This window comes from Intestinibacillus sp. NTUH-41-i26 (assembly GCF_032769475.1).
In the GTDB taxonomy this organism is placed as follows: domain Bacteria; phylum Bacillota; class Clostridia; order Oscillospirales; family Butyricicoccaceae; genus Agathobaculum; species Agathobaculum ammoniilyticum.
The window spans coordinates 269,825-285,135 of the sequence record NZ_CP136477.1 but is presented as its reverse complement, the minus strand read 5'-3'; the positions used below and the strand labels follow the sequence as shown (position 1 = coordinate 285,135).

Annotated in this window: 18 protein-coding genes, 3 pseudogenes and 1 riboswitch; of the genes and pseudogenes, 7 read left to right on the top strand and 14 right to left on the bottom strand. The window is 50.2% G+C overall.

The annotated features are described in order from the left end of the window. Positions 1 to 34: 34 nt before the first annotated feature. The 5 genes from RX717_RS01305 to RX717_RS01285 all read right to left on the bottom strand — a co-directional run bounded on the left by RX717_RS01305 (position 35) and on the right by RX717_RS01285 (position 4,496). On the bottom strand, positions 35 to 451 hold the full coding sequence (locus RX717_RS01305) for an acyl-CoA thioesterase (RefSeq protein ID WP_054327874.1): 417 nt from the start codon (positions 449 to 451) through the stop codon (positions 35 to 37). Beyond that, positions 451 to 744, bottom strand: a complete 294-nt coding sequence (locus RX717_RS01300; protein WP_054327873.1) for a 4Fe-4S binding protein — start codon at positions 742 to 744, stop codon at positions 451 to 453. Before RX717_RS01300 ends, RX717_RS01305 begins: the two co-directional genes overlap by 1 nt. Positions 745 to 843: 99 nt before the next feature. Beyond that, positions 844 to 2,046, bottom strand: a complete 1,203-nt coding sequence (locus tag RX717_RS01295; protein ID WP_082397281.1) for a CaiB/BaiF CoA transferase family protein — start codon at positions 2,044 to 2,046, stop codon at positions 844 to 846. A 48-nt stretch (positions 2,047 to 2,094) separates the two neighbouring features. Beyond that, complete coding sequence (locus tag RX717_RS01290; RefSeq protein WP_147574255.1) at positions 2,095 to 3,273, bottom strand: CaiB/BaiF CoA transferase family protein; 1,179 nt, start codon at positions 3,271 to 3,273, stop codon at positions 2,095 to 2,097. Positions 3,274 to 3,317: 44 nt separating this feature from the next. Continuing rightward, positions 3,318 to 4,496: an acyl-CoA dehydrogenase family protein gene (locus RX717_RS01285; RefSeq protein WP_054327869.1), complete on the bottom strand. Its 1,179-nt coding sequence runs from the start codon at positions 4,494 to 4,496 to the stop codon at positions 3,318 to 3,320. A 389-nt stretch (positions 4,497 to 4,885) separates the two neighbouring features. Here RX717_RS01285 and RX717_RS01280 point away from each other — a divergent pair, with 389 nt between their 5' ends. Further along, positions 4,886 to 5,323, top strand: coding sequence for a MarR family winged helix-turn-helix transcriptional regulator (locus RX717_RS01280; RefSeq protein WP_054327868.1), 438 nt, complete (start codon positions 4,886 to 4,888; stop codon positions 5,321 to 5,323). Positions 5,324 to 5,562: 239 nt separating this feature from the next. Here the strand turns inward: RX717_RS01280 and RX717_RS01275 are convergent, their stop codons facing one another. Further along, complete coding sequence (locus tag RX717_RS01275; RefSeq protein ID WP_153802394.1) at positions 5,563 to 5,730, bottom strand: hypothetical protein; 168 nt, start codon at positions 5,728 to 5,730, stop codon at positions 5,563 to 5,565. A gap of 741 nt (positions 5,731 to 6,471) precedes the next feature. On the opposite strand from RX717_RS01275, the gene RX717_RS01270 reads away from it, so the two are divergent. Together RX717_RS01270 and RX717_RS01265 are read left to right on the top strand one after the other, a co-directional pair. Continuing rightward, on the top strand, positions 6,472 to 6,774 hold the full coding sequence (locus RX717_RS01270) for an S-layer homology domain-containing protein (protein WP_186950258.1): 303 nt from the start codon (positions 6,472 to 6,474) through the stop codon (positions 6,772 to 6,774). A 393-nt stretch (positions 6,775 to 7,167) separates the two neighbouring features. Next, positions 7,168 to 7,646 (top strand): annotated as a pseudogene (locus RX717_RS01265) (recombinase zinc beta ribbon domain-containing protein); the annotation flags it as partial. A 13-nt stretch (positions 7,647 to 7,659) separates the two neighbouring features. Here the strand turns inward: RX717_RS01265 and RX717_RS01260 are convergent. From RX717_RS01260 to RX717_RS01245, 5 genes and pseudogenes are all read right to left on the bottom strand, one after another. Continuing rightward, a complete protein-coding gene (locus RX717_RS01260; RefSeq protein WP_054327864.1) occupies positions 7,660 to 7,938 on the bottom strand; it encodes a DUF3847 domain-containing protein in 279 nt (92 codons plus the stop codon). A 352-nt stretch (positions 7,939 to 8,290) separates the two neighbouring features. Next, on the bottom strand, positions 8,291 to 8,605 hold the full coding sequence (locus RX717_RS01255; protein WP_054327863.1) for a DUF3847 domain-containing protein: 315 nt from the start codon (positions 8,603 to 8,605) through the stop codon (positions 8,291 to 8,293). Beyond that, on the bottom strand, positions 8,602 to 8,727 hold the full coding sequence (locus RX717_RS15860; protein WP_442908787.1) for a hypothetical protein: 126 nt from the start codon (positions 8,725 to 8,727) through the stop codon (positions 8,602 to 8,604). Before RX717_RS15860 ends, RX717_RS01255 begins: the two co-directional genes overlap by 4 nt. Next, positions 8,724 to 8,939, bottom strand: coding sequence for a hypothetical protein (locus tag RX717_RS15855; protein WP_442908786.1), 216 nt, complete (start codon positions 8,937 to 8,939; stop codon positions 8,724 to 8,726). The genes RX717_RS15860 and RX717_RS15855 overlap by 4 nt, the downstream gene beginning before the upstream one ends. Beyond that, a pseudogene (locus RX717_RS01245) lies at positions 8,929 to 9,131 on the bottom strand (hypothetical protein). The gene RX717_RS15855 and the pseudogene RX717_RS01245 overlap by 11 nt, the downstream one beginning before the upstream one ends. Positions 9,132 to 9,657: 526 nt before the next feature. Between RX717_RS01245 and RX717_RS15850 the strand changes: the two are divergent. Then, positions 9,658 to 10,029 (top strand): annotated as a pseudogene (locus tag RX717_RS15850) (helix-turn-helix domain-containing protein); the annotation flags it as partial. A gap of 248 nt (positions 10,030 to 10,277) precedes the next feature. Continuing rightward, a complete protein-coding gene (locus RX717_RS01235) occupies positions 10,278 to 10,400 on the top strand; it encodes a hypothetical protein (protein WP_316960514.1) in 123 nt (40 codons plus the stop codon). Positions 10,401 to 10,813: 413 nt separating this feature from the next. Here RX717_RS01235 and RX717_RS01225 read toward each other — a convergent pair whose 3' ends face one another. Beyond that, positions 10,814 to 11,158: a cytidylate kinase-like family protein gene (locus tag RX717_RS01225; RefSeq protein ID WP_054327861.1), complete on the bottom strand. Its 345-nt coding sequence runs from the start codon at positions 11,156 to 11,158 to the stop codon at positions 10,814 to 10,816. 228 nt (positions 11,159 to 11,386) lie between these two features. On the opposite strand from RX717_RS01225, the gene RX717_RS01220 reads away from it, so the two are divergent. Both RX717_RS01220 and RX717_RS01215 read left to right on the top strand, forming a co-directional pair. After that, positions 11,387 to 11,836, top strand: coding sequence for a MarR family winged helix-turn-helix transcriptional regulator (locus tag RX717_RS01220; RefSeq protein ID WP_054327860.1), 450 nt, complete (start codon positions 11,387 to 11,389; stop codon positions 11,834 to 11,836). Continuing rightward, positions 11,823 to 13,199 carry an MATE family efflux transporter gene (locus tag RX717_RS01215; protein ID WP_147574253.1) on the top strand — a complete coding sequence of 459 codons (1,377 nt, stop codon included), beginning with the start codon at positions 11,823 to 11,825 and terminating at the stop codon, positions 13,197 to 13,199. Before RX717_RS01220 ends, RX717_RS01215 begins: the two co-directional genes overlap by 14 nt. Before the next feature lie 452 nt (positions 13,200 to 13,651). Here RX717_RS01215 and RX717_RS01210 read toward each other — a convergent pair whose 3' ends face one another. After that, positions 13,652 to 13,885, bottom strand: coding sequence for a hypothetical protein (locus RX717_RS01210; RefSeq protein WP_316960513.1), 234 nt, complete (start codon positions 13,883 to 13,885; stop codon positions 13,652 to 13,654). A gap of 59 nt (positions 13,886 to 13,944) precedes the next feature. Further along, a complete protein-coding gene (locus RX717_RS01205; protein ID WP_316960512.1) occupies positions 13,945 to 15,030 on the bottom strand; it encodes an MATE family efflux transporter in 1,086 nt (361 codons plus the stop codon). 147 nt (positions 15,031 to 15,177) lie between these two features. Beyond that, a riboswitch (FMN riboswitch) is annotated at positions 15,178 to 15,288 on the bottom strand. Positions 15,289 to 15,311 lie beyond the last annotated feature (23 nt).

Sequence of the window (15,311 nt, the reverse complement as noted above, 5' to 3'; positions counted from 1 at the left end):
TTCCTATTTCGCCTCCTCATAACGGTGGTAGGTTTTACGAGCTCAAAAGCGCTCTCATCAAGTCAGTAATCGGGCGGCTGGTGCGGTTTTCCACATCATAGCCTACATATACCGACTCACACAGGAGGATCAGGTCATCCTCACCTTGATGATAGATCTCAAACTGTATGGTAAAGCTTTTCTTGCCGATTTTGATCTTGCTGATACCAACTTCAAGCATGTCGCCCGCATATGCGCTGGAAACAAATTCATAGGTAGACTTTTTATGACATACCTCAGAGTCATGCTTTTCTGCCAGTTCTCGGTAGGAGTATCCCTTGGAACGGAGGAATTCCTCAAACGCCAAGTCGGTATATGCAACATAATTACCGTTGTAAACAATGCCCTGCTGGTCTACCTCGCCGTAGCGAACACGAAACGGAGGGCAAAAGTAAAAGCAATCACGCCTCATTATGGCTCTCCTCGCTTTTTTCTGTATTCTCTGGATCTGTTCAGGCGTTTTACTGCCGCACGCAGCGCGGCAGCAGAATTAGCCGAACGCTTACGGACCTTGTGTTTCAATGCACCTGGAGCGCAGACATCCACACAATAGCCGCAGTTAATACACGTCAAAAACGCTTTTCCAACCGCATGCGGATAGCCCTCTTCATCCACGCCGATGACACGCATCGGACAGATATCCACACAGGCATTGCATTTTACGCATTTTTCCTTGTCCGGAGAAATCAGTTCAACAGCTTCCACAACAAAATCCCCTTCAAAACAGAATCCATCCAACGTTCAATGTCCTTGTATACACCAGGCCATGAATATCAGATGGATCGTTTTACCTTTGATAGATCATCAACCTGCCTGGTGTATTGCACCCTCTGCGAGCAACTTGTCGATCCTCTCCTGATCATAGCCAAGGCTGTTCAAGATTTCGATGCTGTTCGCACCAGGGAATCCGGCCGTCGAAGCGTCCGGATCTACCGGAGTCTCGCTGAAGAGGATAGGCGTATTGGTCACAGTGTATTCCCCTACGCCAAGCTGATTGATCTGGGTAATTACATTCAGTGCTTTTGTTTGCGGGTTATTGTCAAACTCCTGAAGCGACTGCACCGCAGCAGCGGGTACGCCAGCCTCATGGAGTTTGTTTTCAACATCATATCTTCCCATTGCACCTGTTGCTTTTTCCAGTTCCACGATCAGCGCATCTCTGTTCTGCACACGCAGTTCGTTATTGCAGAACCTCGGATCCGCCGCCAGATCATCCACCCCAAGCGTATAGCAGAGGGTTTTCCACTCCCCCTCGCTGCTCACGGCAATGACAACATTGCCGTCCTTGGCAGCGAATTCGCCATAGGGCGCATACCAGACATAATGGTTGCCGGACTTTTCGGTGAACTTGCCGGTCGCCGAATGCTCTAGGACAGGAGCTTCACACATATAAAACGCACAATCGAGCATTGCGATGTCAACGCGAAGCCCCTTGCCGGTCTTCTGCTTATACAGCAACGCCATCGACAGGCCTCGCATCATCTGCAACCCCGCCCATGTATCGCACATGGAAAAACCAGGCTTAATAGGGGCATCGCCCGCCTGACCACTCTGCGCAACCAGACCGCTTCGGGCAGCAGCGATAATATCCATACACGGCAGGTGGGACAACGGACCATATGTACCGAATCCAGAAATAGATCCGTAAATCAGACTGGGATTGACTTCCACCATCTTGTCATAGCCGAGCCCCAGCTTTTCCAACGTGCCTGCCTTGAAGTTCTCAATGACAATATCTACCTGCGCAACCAGATCAAGGACAACCTTCTTGCCCTCTTCCGAACGCATATCAATTGCAATTCCCTTTTTGCCGCGATTATATTGACAGAAATATAGGCTGATGTCGTTGACATACGGGCCGTATTCACGGGAAATATCGCCGTTTCCGGGCCGCTCTACCTTGATTACGTCTGCTCCCATGTCTGCCAGCATCATGCCACAGAACGGTGCAGATAGAACTTGAGAAAAATCAAGAACTTTAATTCCTTTGAGAGGTCCCTTCTTCATTTTTCACTCCCCCAAACTCATGATCTCAGGCTTATCCAATACTACCGTTCAAATGACGCCTTCTCTATGCAGATTTTCCATCGCCGCGGCATCAATTCCAAGGGAGGTATAGACCTGCTCATTCTGCGCACCGATTTCGGGCGCCGCAGACAGCGGCTCCTCTTCCTCTCCGCAGAACTTGACCGGCTTGCCCGGCATCTCAAGTTCGCCAAGGTCGGTATCATTCACAGAAACAATCATGTTTCTTACACGCAACTGCGGCTGCTGCAGTGCTTCTTTGGTGGTACTGCACATCGTACCCGGGATAAGTGCCTGATCGCAGATATCGGCAATTTCCTGCATCGTGTAACCCGAGAATAGATCCTCCAGTTTAACACGCAGATCACCGAAATAGTGGTAACCCCTCACCAGATTGGAACAGTATTTTTCATCTTCTGTCCATTCCTTCGGACAGTTGAATGCATTACAGAACTTTTCCCACTGAGCGTCGGACGAAATCCCCATCGCCACATAGCCGTCCTTACATTTCAGGATGTCATAAGGGTTGATCAGCGGGTGTGCATTACCGGTACGCATCGGATCCTCATGCTCCGCGCCGTAGGTGATAACCTTATCTTCAGTGATGGCAACAGCCGAGCCACAAAGTGTCGTTTCCACTACCTGCCCCTCGCCGGTTTCTCTGGCATGATAAACCGCCAAGCACACAGCAGAGGAAAGGAAGCTAGCCGCGTAGTGCTCCGATATCGCAAAGCCAATGCGGGTGGGTGGTTTTTCCGGAAAACCAGTAAAATGCATCACGCCGCTCTTCGCCTGCGCAATCAGATCTAACTGCGGGGTATCCGCTTCGTCGCCTGTGGAACCGTATGCGGAAATGCGTCCGTATACAAGAGATGGTTTGATGACTGATAACACATCATATCCGAGCCCAAGCTCTTCCATTGTTTTGGGCGGGAAATTTTCCAGAACAACATCGGCCGTAGCCACCAGCTTTTTGAAAATCTCCTTCCCTTCCGGATGCCGCAGATCGAGCGTTATGCTCTTCTTTCCGCGGTCACGAAAGGCATGATGAACACTGGCACCATTTTTTAATGGTGCCAGTGTTCTCAGCGGGTCTCCACTGGGAGACTCCACCTTAATCACCTCTGCTCCGTAATCAGCCAATTCCATCCCGCAGTAACCGGAAAGTGTCATCAGGTCAAGAACTCTTATTCCTTCTAAAGGGAACATAGCAACCTCCTAATTACTGTAAGAAGCAAGCCTCACGGAAAATATTACTCCTCGTAAGCCCAGCCAGTATAGAGCTCGATGCCGCGCTTCTTAATCTGGCCACCAATGACGTTGCGCTGGATCTCGGAAGTGCCTTCCCAGATACGGTCAACGCGCTGGTCACGCCACAGACGCTCGACAGCATTCTCGCGCATGTAGCCGCGGCCACCCAAAATCTGAACGCCCTTGTCGGTTACACGGTTTACCATCTCGGAACACCACAGTTTGATCGCAGATGCACGGGCATGCTTCAGTTTGCGATCCATATCGCCCGAAATTTCCCAGCATACACGATAAAGCAGGCTCTTGGCCGCCATGATGTCCATGGTCATGTCAACCAGCATATGCTCGATGACCTGATAATCGCGGATGACGCGGTCGCCCTGTACACGGTTCGCAGCGAAGTCGTTGGCTTCCTTCAAAACACGCTCAGCGCCGCCTACACAGCGAGCCGCAATACCCAGACGTGCTTCCACAAACCAATCCTTGGTCATGTTAAAGCCTTCGCCAATTCCCTTCAGGATTTTGGACTCATCTACAACTACATCCTCGAACAGGAATTCCGGATGCTTGAATGCAAAGTGGTGGGTGAACTCAGGGGTGCGCTTAATGCTTACGCCCGGGGTGTCCTTCTCTACGAAGAATACGGTCGCCTTGTTCGGGTCGCCGTCGATGTGGGTGTGAACCAGCAGGTAGTCAGCGATGTTACCAACGGTCACGTACCACTTCTCGCCGTTGATCTTGTAGCCACCGTCACACTTAACAGCGGTGGTCTGGCACATGGTCGGGTCAGAACCAGCGTCCGCCTCCGTGATTGCATATGCATCGCGGCGCTTGCACTGACAGGTCGGGATCAGGTACTCTTCGATCTGCTCCTTGGTGCCGAACTTCATCGGGAAAGACGGCTGCGGAACAGCGTCCCAGATAGCGCCGGTGGACATACCAAGCTGCTCACTGATCAGAGCCTGCTCAAACAAGGTGTAGCCGGTGCCTCCGTGCTCTTTGGAATGGTTGGTAGCGTTGAACCCCCACTCCATTACCTGCCCGTTAATGTACTTATGACTCTCAGGACTCAGACCGTTGTTCTCCTCAACTTCCATCTCGTACGGGAACAGGACCTGCTCAGTAAACTCTCTTGCCTTTTCCTGCAGCGCGCGGTGCTCTTTGCTCAGTTTGAAATCCATAAATATGCTTCCTTTCTGAAATGAAATCAATTCGTCCGAACTCGGTTCATCTGTGTTTTGTTCGTCCGCTCTCGGATGATTCTATTATAAAATATTCCAAAAAAAATCAAGTGCTTCCTCAATCTTTTATGCAATTTGTATGTTTGAACAAAAATACATACCCTAATTTGTGCATTAGTAAATGTCATTCTGCACTTTCTATTTTTTCTAGATTTTTTTACATGCCGCCCTGTGCAAAAACAGCGTAATTATACGCAGTCTGAAAGGTTACGGCGCTCCCACTTCACTTCCGATTTCTAGCCTTTTTTCATGTCAAAGTATAAAACTATTGACGGTCTTCGGCAAATATGTTATTCTAACATGCATATGCTGAGAAGAGGTGATGGTAAGTGGACGAGCGGGAGAGTAATCTGTTCGACAGGTTTTATAAAAGCTGGCGCGGGATAGAGGTCGCGTATGAAAAGATTGCGTCAGACTGTGGCGTTACCACCAACGTCATGTATATTCTTACACTACTGTACAAAAATTGCGAACCGATGACACAAAACGAGCTGAGCAAGGAACTGCATTTATCCAAGCAGACTGTGACCAGTGTGGTGGATAGTCTGGAAAAACGCGGCTGGGTCACCCGTAGCATTGACCCCAACGACCGACGCAACCGAATCGTAACCCTCACGGAAAGCGGCCGAGAAACTGGGCGCCATATTGGCAGAACAATGCGTCGTGCCGAATTCTCTGCGTTCGAAATGCTTCCGGACGAGGAGAAGCTCAGTCTGGTCAACAGTATGGAAAAGCTGTGGGATGGGTTTGCACACCTTTGGGCATAGGATGCGGTATTCACGCCATTTTCTATCGGCACGATGAAGTGCCTGTTCATTATTTGCTCCTTATTGGAAGAGCAAGGATAAACAACTTTTACATCCAGTGGATCTTTTTTCCATTGGATGTTTTTCATTTTTATGCATTCGATGCTTATTCAGCAAAAGCCGGCTCATAGAGCTTGGGATGCATGGAAAATCCCCTTTCCGCATGACATCCTGAATTCCTTTATAAGTATAGCGCAGTCTTACTTCTGAGCGTTTTCTTTCTTCTCTAACTCGCTCAATCTTAGCAAAGTATCCTCTATTTCCGCCAGACACAGCTTATGTTTGAGCTGCTCAATTTCGATTTGCGCCCACTCCAGTTCAGTGCAGGGAAGTTGGTCTTTCTTGCGGCAACCGCGCCGATCCTCCAAGCCAGCTTCTCCATTTGCTCAAAGGAAAGCGTCCTACTACGCACCTGCTGGCAAATCACCCGGCACTTTAACGCCATCTCGCCGTAGTTCATCCCGCTTTTAATCCCGCATATCACAAAATTTACTGAAAATGGCTTGTCCCGTTGTTTTTTTGCCTCATTTTGTTCTTATAGGATCGCAGGTATAGAAACCCCACCATACGCAAAAGCATAGATTTTATGCGAGTCTGCGACCTGTTTGTACTTTCGGGATTGCAACAGAGGAGAAACCCATCCCTACTTCCGCAGTCACTGTTACAGATGAGACGCAGGTTCTTCCCAACCGTGCGCTCTATATATGGCACCATCAAGGCGATCGCCAAAGATACGGATGGATCTATCACTCGTCTGCACATGATCTCGGATCGCTATGGCGAGTTATCATGAATATCACGGAGCAAACCGCGTGGAACGCCAGAGGAAACCATACGTCTGGTGATCCCGCTAAGTTGCAGGAGGAGCAGAGCCTTTATGTGTTCACAGCGCCGTGGAGACCCGTTCTCTGTCGTCCCAATCTGCTGCCCGTGGTCTGGGATATCCCCATAGACACCGGTGCTGCCTAACTCCACAAGGCGGAGGACATTTCTTTAAGATTACTATCGATAATGGTGGGTCGCACACCTTAGCCGATAAGGACACTGCACTGTCTGTCCATGGATCGGATGAGACTATTGCGTTGGAGAATATTCAGGCAGGTGACCAGATGATAGCTTGGTATGAAGGCTATGCCGCCGCCTATCCTGCGCACCCCCACGGCGAACTGGTTCAGATGATATATGCGCAGGCTGGTAAGCCTGTTGTGAACTTTGCCATGGATTACGCTGATGTCATACCGGACGTGGCGTATGCTGATTCCATTCGCTGGTCCTCCAGCGAGAATCCGGTCAGCGGATACGAAAACGGCATGTTTGGCATACAGGACACTGTGACCAGAGAACAACTGGTGGCAATCCTCTGGCGCTATGCCGACACCTCTATACTGGCGGATTATCCCGACCTGAGTTAGCCCATTGACGCGGACAAGATTTCCCGCTTCGCCCAGCCCGCGGTTGCTTGGGCTCATCAGAAGGAGGATATCACAGCCGTGGATGATGTCCTAGTGTCTCAGGATAGCGTTATCCACGACTTGGCCGAAACCGTTCTGACCGCTCTTGCCCAACAGTGGTCCAACCCTTTTTCACTCAGCTTATAAATCATCAAACAGGCATCTATGCACTACCACGTCTGAATGCCTGTTTGTAATGATATTCATGGGAAAGCGGCTCTACTCTGTGAGTTTATTTAAAAACGCGCTCAGTCTATACTCATCCAAGAGCGCCATAGAATACCAAATGGGATAGAAAGCGAAATCCATCCTATCATATGCCCAGACTACTATCCGACTATCGGAAAACCAAGATATGCAGACTGTCTGGTAAACTTCAAGACGGAAAAGTCCTCTTACAAGACCCAGCACAGCATTGAAAACAGGTGATTGTTGAAAGCCACCATGAGCCGATTATCAACAAGGAAACACGGAAACGGGTGCAAAAACTTCGCAATCAGCGAAACGCCCCAACTGCTATGATGAAGTGGTGCTGCTCTCTGGGATTTTGTTTTGCGCCGACCGCGGTCATGGGATGTATCAGCAGAGATACCAGACGGGCAAGCGGCAGCAGGATTGCTACACCTGCGAGAGTTACAAGAATCAGACAGGGGACTACACCGCCCATTTTATCCGTACCGACCTATTGACCGCGGGCATCCTCTCCAATCTCCGGCAAGTAACGGAATATACCGCCAAGCACAAGAGCTGTTTTGTGAAGCTACTTTATCCAGCAGAACGAAATCGGCAGCAAGAGAAAGGCCACAGCCGCCACCAAGCAGCTTGAACCGGCGTAGGAACACACGTTTACATACCTTCCCATAGAAGCAGGGCTTTCACTTCGGGCAGGAAGAAGATGTGCCCGGCAAGCTGGTAAAATTCCGCTTCCCCATGCCCCCCGACCTCTGGGACAATGCTCTCCACGGTGGCTCCTCTGGTAATAAGGCGATGGACGTGTTTCTGCCGCTCGCCTTTTTCATAATACTGCTTGCGCTGTTCCAGCCGCTTAGCCCGGTGCTGGTATTGCTGCAATTTGGCTTCATTTTCGGCGTACTCCCGCCTAAGCTCGTCTAACTCTTTGCCCATGGTGGTTGACCTCCTTTAGCTGAAAATGGGTAAAACAATGACCGTTCTCTGGGGCGTTCACGGTGAGCGGTTAGGGTGTCGGTTTTGGTTTTCAGACCCGCCGAACCGATGTAGCCGCGTAAGCGGGTGTATCGGTTCGGCGGGTGCGCAGGGTAAGCGGCGTAAGCCGCGCAAGGGGTGCAGCTCCTTGGACGGAGCGTAGCGACGCATAGGCGGCAGGGTTGTCTCCATCTGCAATCCACCGCTTTGCCTCGCAGAGCGCACTTCTATTCTGTACATGGCCGTTAGGCTATGTATAGAAGTGTGCCTTTCTTCCAGAGGGGCAGTTTATGGGCGGCGGCTCTGGAAGTGATTATGGCCGTTCACGGCCTTTGTCTTGCCCTTCAAAATGGCCGTTTCCGGCAAATACTTTTTCCATACGCTGACGGGTGCTGTCCTGATGGAACAGCAGCTTCAAGAATAAACTGACCTGTTCATCCGTGACAGCTTCCGTGTTGGGAATGTAGCTTTCCAGCATGGCGGCTCTGGTGCAAACCCGGTGCGTCCGTTCCTTCCGGGTGAACTTCTTTCTCTGGTGTTCCAGTATCTTTTCTTCGTGCTGCGCCCTCCGCAGCCTTGCTTCGGTTTTCTCTATCTCTTGATTGAGTTTTTCCAACTTTTCATTCATAGACGACTGTCCCCCTTGTTTGGGATAAGCACATATATCTCGTTGGGTTCTCCAAATCCCTGACGTACCCGCCGTATCAGTCCGGCCTCCTCCAATTCATTCAGGGAACGCTTCACGGTCATGGCGCTGCGGGCAAGTGCCGCCGCAGCTCCACAATGGGGAAATGGATAAATAAAATCCCGTTGGCATCCTCTATGCCGGATAAGAAAATCATATCCAACATCCGGGCGTACATGACTTTGGCGGTGCTGCTGATCGGGAGCTGCAGCATGGCTCTCAGCAGCAGCATACAGGGCAGCAGGGCAGTGTCTACGGTCATAAACTCAACTTCCATTCAATCGGTAGCCTCCTTTGCTTTTCGTTTTGGGCCGTTTGGAAAGATAATAGGGCAGTCCAAAATGACTGCCCTGAAACTCTGCTTACAAGCGCGTTGGCATTTCCGGCAAAGGTCGTTGTAGGCTCTGCGCTCCTGGTCATTGAGGAAGAAAGCAAGTTCCTTCTTCATCTTCTTTGACATTCTCGGCATAGTGCCTCCTTAATGAAAAATCCGCCCATTTCAGCCGCAATAGCTGGGTAGCAGATTCTATTATCGTGTTCCGTGGCGATTTTCGGGGTAAAACTGGCTTTTAAGCCGTCTGGAAATCCCCTGTAGTATTACGGGTAGGGCAGACTATGCTCTATCGGGTTGTTGTGTTTTGGTATCGATTCGATGTTCATTTTCGCCGTTTCTCCCTGATGTCGTTCCTGCCCCCCAGCTCTCATAACGGCGTTTCGCTTCCTTTGGTACGCTCGTTGCGATTAGGGGTTCCTCCATTTCCCCGCCGCAGGTCATGGCGCTACATCACCGGGTAGCCTATCCCATACAAGCCGGTCATTCGATTGGAATAATCCATCGATGAGCTACCTGTATCATAGAATATTTTTGTGACTTGTGCTGTATGTCCACAAAATAGGATTTCTGGAAGAAAAACAGAAATTTCCACGATTACGGAAAGTATGGTATAATCCAGTTAAGCAGTGGGAGAACAGCCGCCTGGAAGGCGTGCGTGTCCATGATAAGAGCGACTACCATACAGGAACGCCTTTGGGAGTTACGCAAGGTTAAAAGCTTAAAGTTGGAAGAACTGGTGGAGCAGACCGGCATTTCAATCTGCCCCCGCCAGCTATGAAGCCAATGACTACAAAGAAATCAACCACAGAAATCTTGTCACGCTGGCAGACTTCTACGGGGTATCTGTTGATTATCTGCTGTGCCGGCCGGAGAACAGGGAGCAGGCTAATATGCCTTTAATGGAATTGCACCTGACGGATGATATGGTGGCGCTGCTGAAAAGCGGACGTATCAACAATCAGCTTCTATGTGAGATTGCTACCAATGATAATTGAGCAGCTTATGATCGACACGGAGATTTACATAAACGGTCACGTCACCGCTACCTTCCGCACCCTTTATGAGTCTTTGAGAGAACAGCGACAACTTATTACCCGTAAATATAAGCAGGCGGAAAATGACTTCTATTCGCAGACGATTCTTGCCGCAGAAGTAAAGAAATAAAATTTCTTCTGCCATGTGACACACAAAACATGGGGCGCCATTCTCCACGACATACGGAAAGCCCATGAGCATGACATTGACACCACGCCGGATTATTCCGCTGCAAAGAAAGTGGCTTTGGAAATCCGTAAAACTATCCAATCCTCTGGGGATTATCTCGAAAAGGTGTGGGCGGTCATTTTCAATATGCACGGACTTGACTTTTACCAACTGCCACCGGATGAACAGAAGATGCTGTAAAAATCTCCCAATACCCCAAACAGCCCCTTCAATTTCCGGCGCAAGAAGAAATGAAAAGCAGCTGTCTACGGATTTCGCGTCCGTTGGCGGCTGCCGTTTTATCTGTATTCAATTTTTATATTAGTGGTATTATTACCATACTTTTTCTGCAATCCGCTTTATAAGGGCTAATTTTTCCCACTGTTCTTCATCTGTTAATTTGTTTCCAATTTCGCAGGAAGCAAAACCACATTGCGGACTTAAACATGGATTTTCGATGGTAATAAACTGAGTTGCCTCGTGAATACGGGCAATAATGGCTTTTTCATCTTAAAGGTCAGGTGATTTAGATTTTATCAATAGTAAGCTTTATCCATGCTCCTGATTTGGTCCCGCACCTCATCTTCCGATATGCCGTCGCATTTGACTACACGCTAAACACGGAAGCCTGCAGCGCGGCCTACAATCACACGGCTTCCCTGGCTGGTAATATGCAGTACAGCTTCCTGCTGTGCCCTGAATGTCATACGCTCTACTGAAATGCTGCAGTTTCCCATCTCCAGGTTAGGCTGTCCCAAGCATAGAGAGTGCAGCAGGCTGTACGGATGTTTTTCATCCATATCCTGAAGGAAGTTAAGAGCCAATCCGCTCTCTTTTGCGACCACAACCAACAGTTTTTTATCATAATAAGGAATACGCAGCTTTTGCGCAATTTTCTTTTCGATCTCACGGCCTCGGCTTCCGAACCACCATCCGACTGTGATAATTATTTTTTCCATAACGTCGCTCTTAAAAGTCTGACTATGTACTTTTTAAGTAGTAATAGAAGAAATCATGCAAAATGTCAAACCCAATAAAAGATGGCTTTTTCAAGATAAAATATATAAGGATTCGCTAACATATCAAATGATATTGCACAATAAAATTTATATATGGTTATCTTGACAACACTTATTTTTACGCATTATAATTAGTCTTGATTTAGACTAATTGAAAGAGGGCAGAGTATGGAAAAGCTCTATCAGCTCAGCGATAGCTATAATGCGATATGGCTTGAAACAAGTCAGTTATATGAAGCATGGGCACGACAGCGGGGAATATCGTTTTATGAGTTGTTGGTGATTCTTTCTATCACTGAGGCGGATGGCAAGGTGCTTCAAAAAGATATATGCCAACGATTTACGATTCCAAAACAAACGGTGAATACTGTTATTAAAACGCTGATACGCAAAGGATGGCTGGAGCTGGAGGTTTCCGAGCAGGATCGCAGAAGCCGGAATCTCTGTCTGACGGCTGAAGGCAGGGAAAACACCGCGCAGATCGTACAGGAACTCCAGAACCATGAAGCTCAGGTTTGGCTCCAGTTAGGGCTGGATCGGGCGGAACATCTGATTGAATACACCGCCCTATACAACCGGTATTTCAGAGAGGTCAGTGACAAAAATGCACGTTCGTAAGGAATTTTTCCGATATGTAATCCCTGCTATGCTAGCATTTGCGCTATCCGGCATCTATGCGATTGCCGATGGCTTTTTTGTTGGAAATGCGCTGGGAGATGGCGCTCTGGCTGCTGTCAACATGGCTTTTCCATTGACGGCTCTCCTTCAAGCAATAGGAACTGGCATCGGCATGGGCGGCGCGATTGAGTACGCAATTAACGCTGGGAACAGAAATGAGAGCAGGGGCAGGCAGTACATGGGTATGGCCATCGTCCTGCTGAGCGGATTCAGTATTCTCTTTACTATCCTGTTTCTGTTTGCCGGCCTGAATATCCTGGGACTGTTCGGTGCGTCGGGCGAGATACTGGACTATAGCAGCGAATATTTGCGCTTTGTCAGCTATGGTGCAGTATTTCAAATTGCTGGCACCGGTCTGGTTCCTTTTATCAGAAATATGGGTGGAGCTGTCATGGCTATGGCGGCCATGGTAACCGGCTTTGTCACGAATATTGTTCTGGACTATCTCTTTGTATGGGTGTTCCCTTGGGGAATGATGGGAGCGGCCATCGCCACAGCCATCGGTCAGGCAATGACCTTCTTGGTGTGTCTTGTATTTTTTATCTTCAAAAAAAGCGCCCCATCCTTCCGGTTCGATGGAGATGGGAAATCTCTTGCAGTCCGCATCTTGAGCGTAGGACTTTCCCCCTTTGGGTTGACCTACTCGCCCAATATTACGCTGATCCTGCTTAATAAGAGCGCTGTAATCTTTGGCGGAAATATTGCCGTGACCTGTTATGCACCCATCAGTTATATTTCTTCGGTGGTCATGCTGCTGATGCAGGGCGTCAGCGATGGGAGCCAGCCGCTGATCAGCCTAGCTTATGGCGAGGGGAAACACCGTATTACAAAAGCAGTGCGAAACCTAGCGTATCGGTTTGCTTTTGGGGTTGCGGCAACCTGTTCGGTTATCCTTTTCCTACTGCGGAGCGGCGCCGCATATTTATTTGGCGCTTCTGAGCAAATAGCAGCACTCGTTGCTCAAATCTTACCGATTTTTATTATTGGCTTCATCTTTGTTAGTGTATCCAGAGTAACCACTGCTTATTTTTACGCAACGGGAAGAAATCTATGGGCCTATATCTTGATTTATGGAGAGCCGCTGACGCTTTGTATTTCACTTTTAATCCTTCCCAATGCCATGGGAAACGTAAACGGGACCTGGATTTCGGTTCCTTTATCTCAAATTGTCGCGATGCTACTCAGCTTGCTTTTGATTCAAAGAAACAGAGCGCGGGAAAAACAGCAACAGCTTATGAAACAGAATCAGGCAGCAAATGGAGACAGAGCATCTGACATATCAGATGAAGAGAAAGACGGATAGGAAGCAATGGCTTCTTATCCGCCTTTTTCTGCTATTATTTCGCAGCGTTATTGGGAAACTTTCCAGCCGACAGCTTCCTGCCTAGCCGTTACAAAATCGGCGTACAGGCTTTTCCGCCATAGCAGCGGAGACGATCCGGTCATGGGTTTCTGTCTTATCCTTTGGCATGCTTTCCTTCTTGTTGAAGAGTTTCTCCGGGTGCATCAGCCCCGCGTGCTCTATTGCTATGTGATTCTCAGCGCACGTCACCGGTGGAAGCGCAAGTCATCCTGAGCCTGTTTCAAATACCTCGTACTCCCGTACTTTGGAAGGACTCCCCTGGCGGGGCACCGTCCGCCTAGCTGAGCTGACCCAGCTGGATACCACCATCTCTTTTCGTATTCACATGTTCTGAAAGCAGGACCATCTCTGAAGGGGGACGCGGTGTGTTGCTTGGTTCCGTCTCCACCGGCTTACGAGAGCCAACCCTGTTTTTTCCAACGCCGGAACTCCCGCAGTACCAACACCAGGGAGAGGAGAAAGGAAACCACGTCGGCAACGGGGGCTGCCAGAAGCGCCCCATTGAAGCCAAAGGTCTGGGACAGCAGCAGTGTCAGGGGAATCAGCACCACAGCCTGCCGGATTGAGGGAATGGCCAGAGCCTGCACGGGCTTCCCAATCCCCTGGAAAAAGGAGGCGGTAGCCATGTGAATCCCATAGAGGAAAAAGGCCAGCATGTAAACTCGGAAGATGTGCTGGCAGGCATCTAGGTACACTGGGTCCCCTGAGACAAACAATGTGCCAATGGCCCGGGGAAGAGCTGATAGACCGCAAACCAGCCCACGGACACCACCAGCGCAATGGTGGCCGCCATACGGTAGGTAGCTCGCACCCGGTCATACCGTTTGGCGCCGAAATTGTAGCCGTTGATGGGCTGGGTGGCTGAGGACACCCCCACGAGCATGGCGTGGGCAATCTGGTACACCTTCATCACCATGCCATAAACCGAAAGCGCCACATCCCCGCCATAGGCCGTCTGGGCCCCATACCGGGTCATCAGGTTGTTCATGGTCACCTGGACGGCAGCGGTCATAATCTGCGTGAGGAAACTGGGGATGCCCAGCTTAAAAATCCGGCCCGTGAGGGCCGCCGTGGGACGCAGCCAGGCCCGGCGAATCCGCACCGACTGAAGCCGCCGCAGATAGACTAGGCACAGACCGCCAGCCGCCACCTGTCCAATGACGGTGGCAATGGCGGCCCCCACCACCCCCATGTGCAGACCGAAAATGAAAACAGGGTCCAGCACCGTGTTGATCACCGCCCCTAAAATCATGCACTTCATGGTGTATTTGGGGTTGCCGTCCGCCCGAATGATGGCCGTGAGAGCAGAGCTGAAGAGCAGGAAGGGCAGCCCCCAGACGATGATCTGGGTATAATCCAGAGACGCCTGAAAGGCCGTCTCCGTGGCCCCGAACAACAGGACAATCTGCTGGGCAAACAGGCTTCCCCCCACCGCCAGAAAAACCCCCGCGGCCACCAGCAGGGTCACGGTATGGCTGGCGGTCCGGTCCGCCTCCTCTTGCTGCCGGCGGCCCAGGCAGAGGCTCATATTCGCCGCGCAGCCGTCCCCGATCATCAGTGCCAAGGCAATGGTGACAATGGTCAGGGGAAAGGCCACGTTGGTGGCGGCCATCCCCATGACCCCCACCCCCTGGCCGACAAAGATCTGATCCACAATGTTGTACAAGTAGTTGACCATCAGGGTCAGGGCTGTGGGGATCGAGTACCGACGTATCAGACGGCCGATGGGTTCGGTCTCTAGGGGATTCTGTTTCCGTTGGGGTTGTTCCATAGCTCCCGCTCCTTTCTTCCACGGCAGGGCAGACGGGTAGCAAAAAGCACCCCGGATACGCCCCTAATCTCAGGGCCGCCGGATGCCATCCCAAACTCACGTTCCAGACAACAAGGGGATGGGAGGCCGCCGGTGACACGCCGCAACCTCTTTCTTCTCCCATCCAGACCAACTGTTGGCTTCGGACTTTCACCGAATCAGCGCATGGCTCGCGGGCTTTGACCGCCAGTAGAGAATACCTCGTTTCCGAAGAAAACATTTCTTTTGCTTTAGGATAGCAC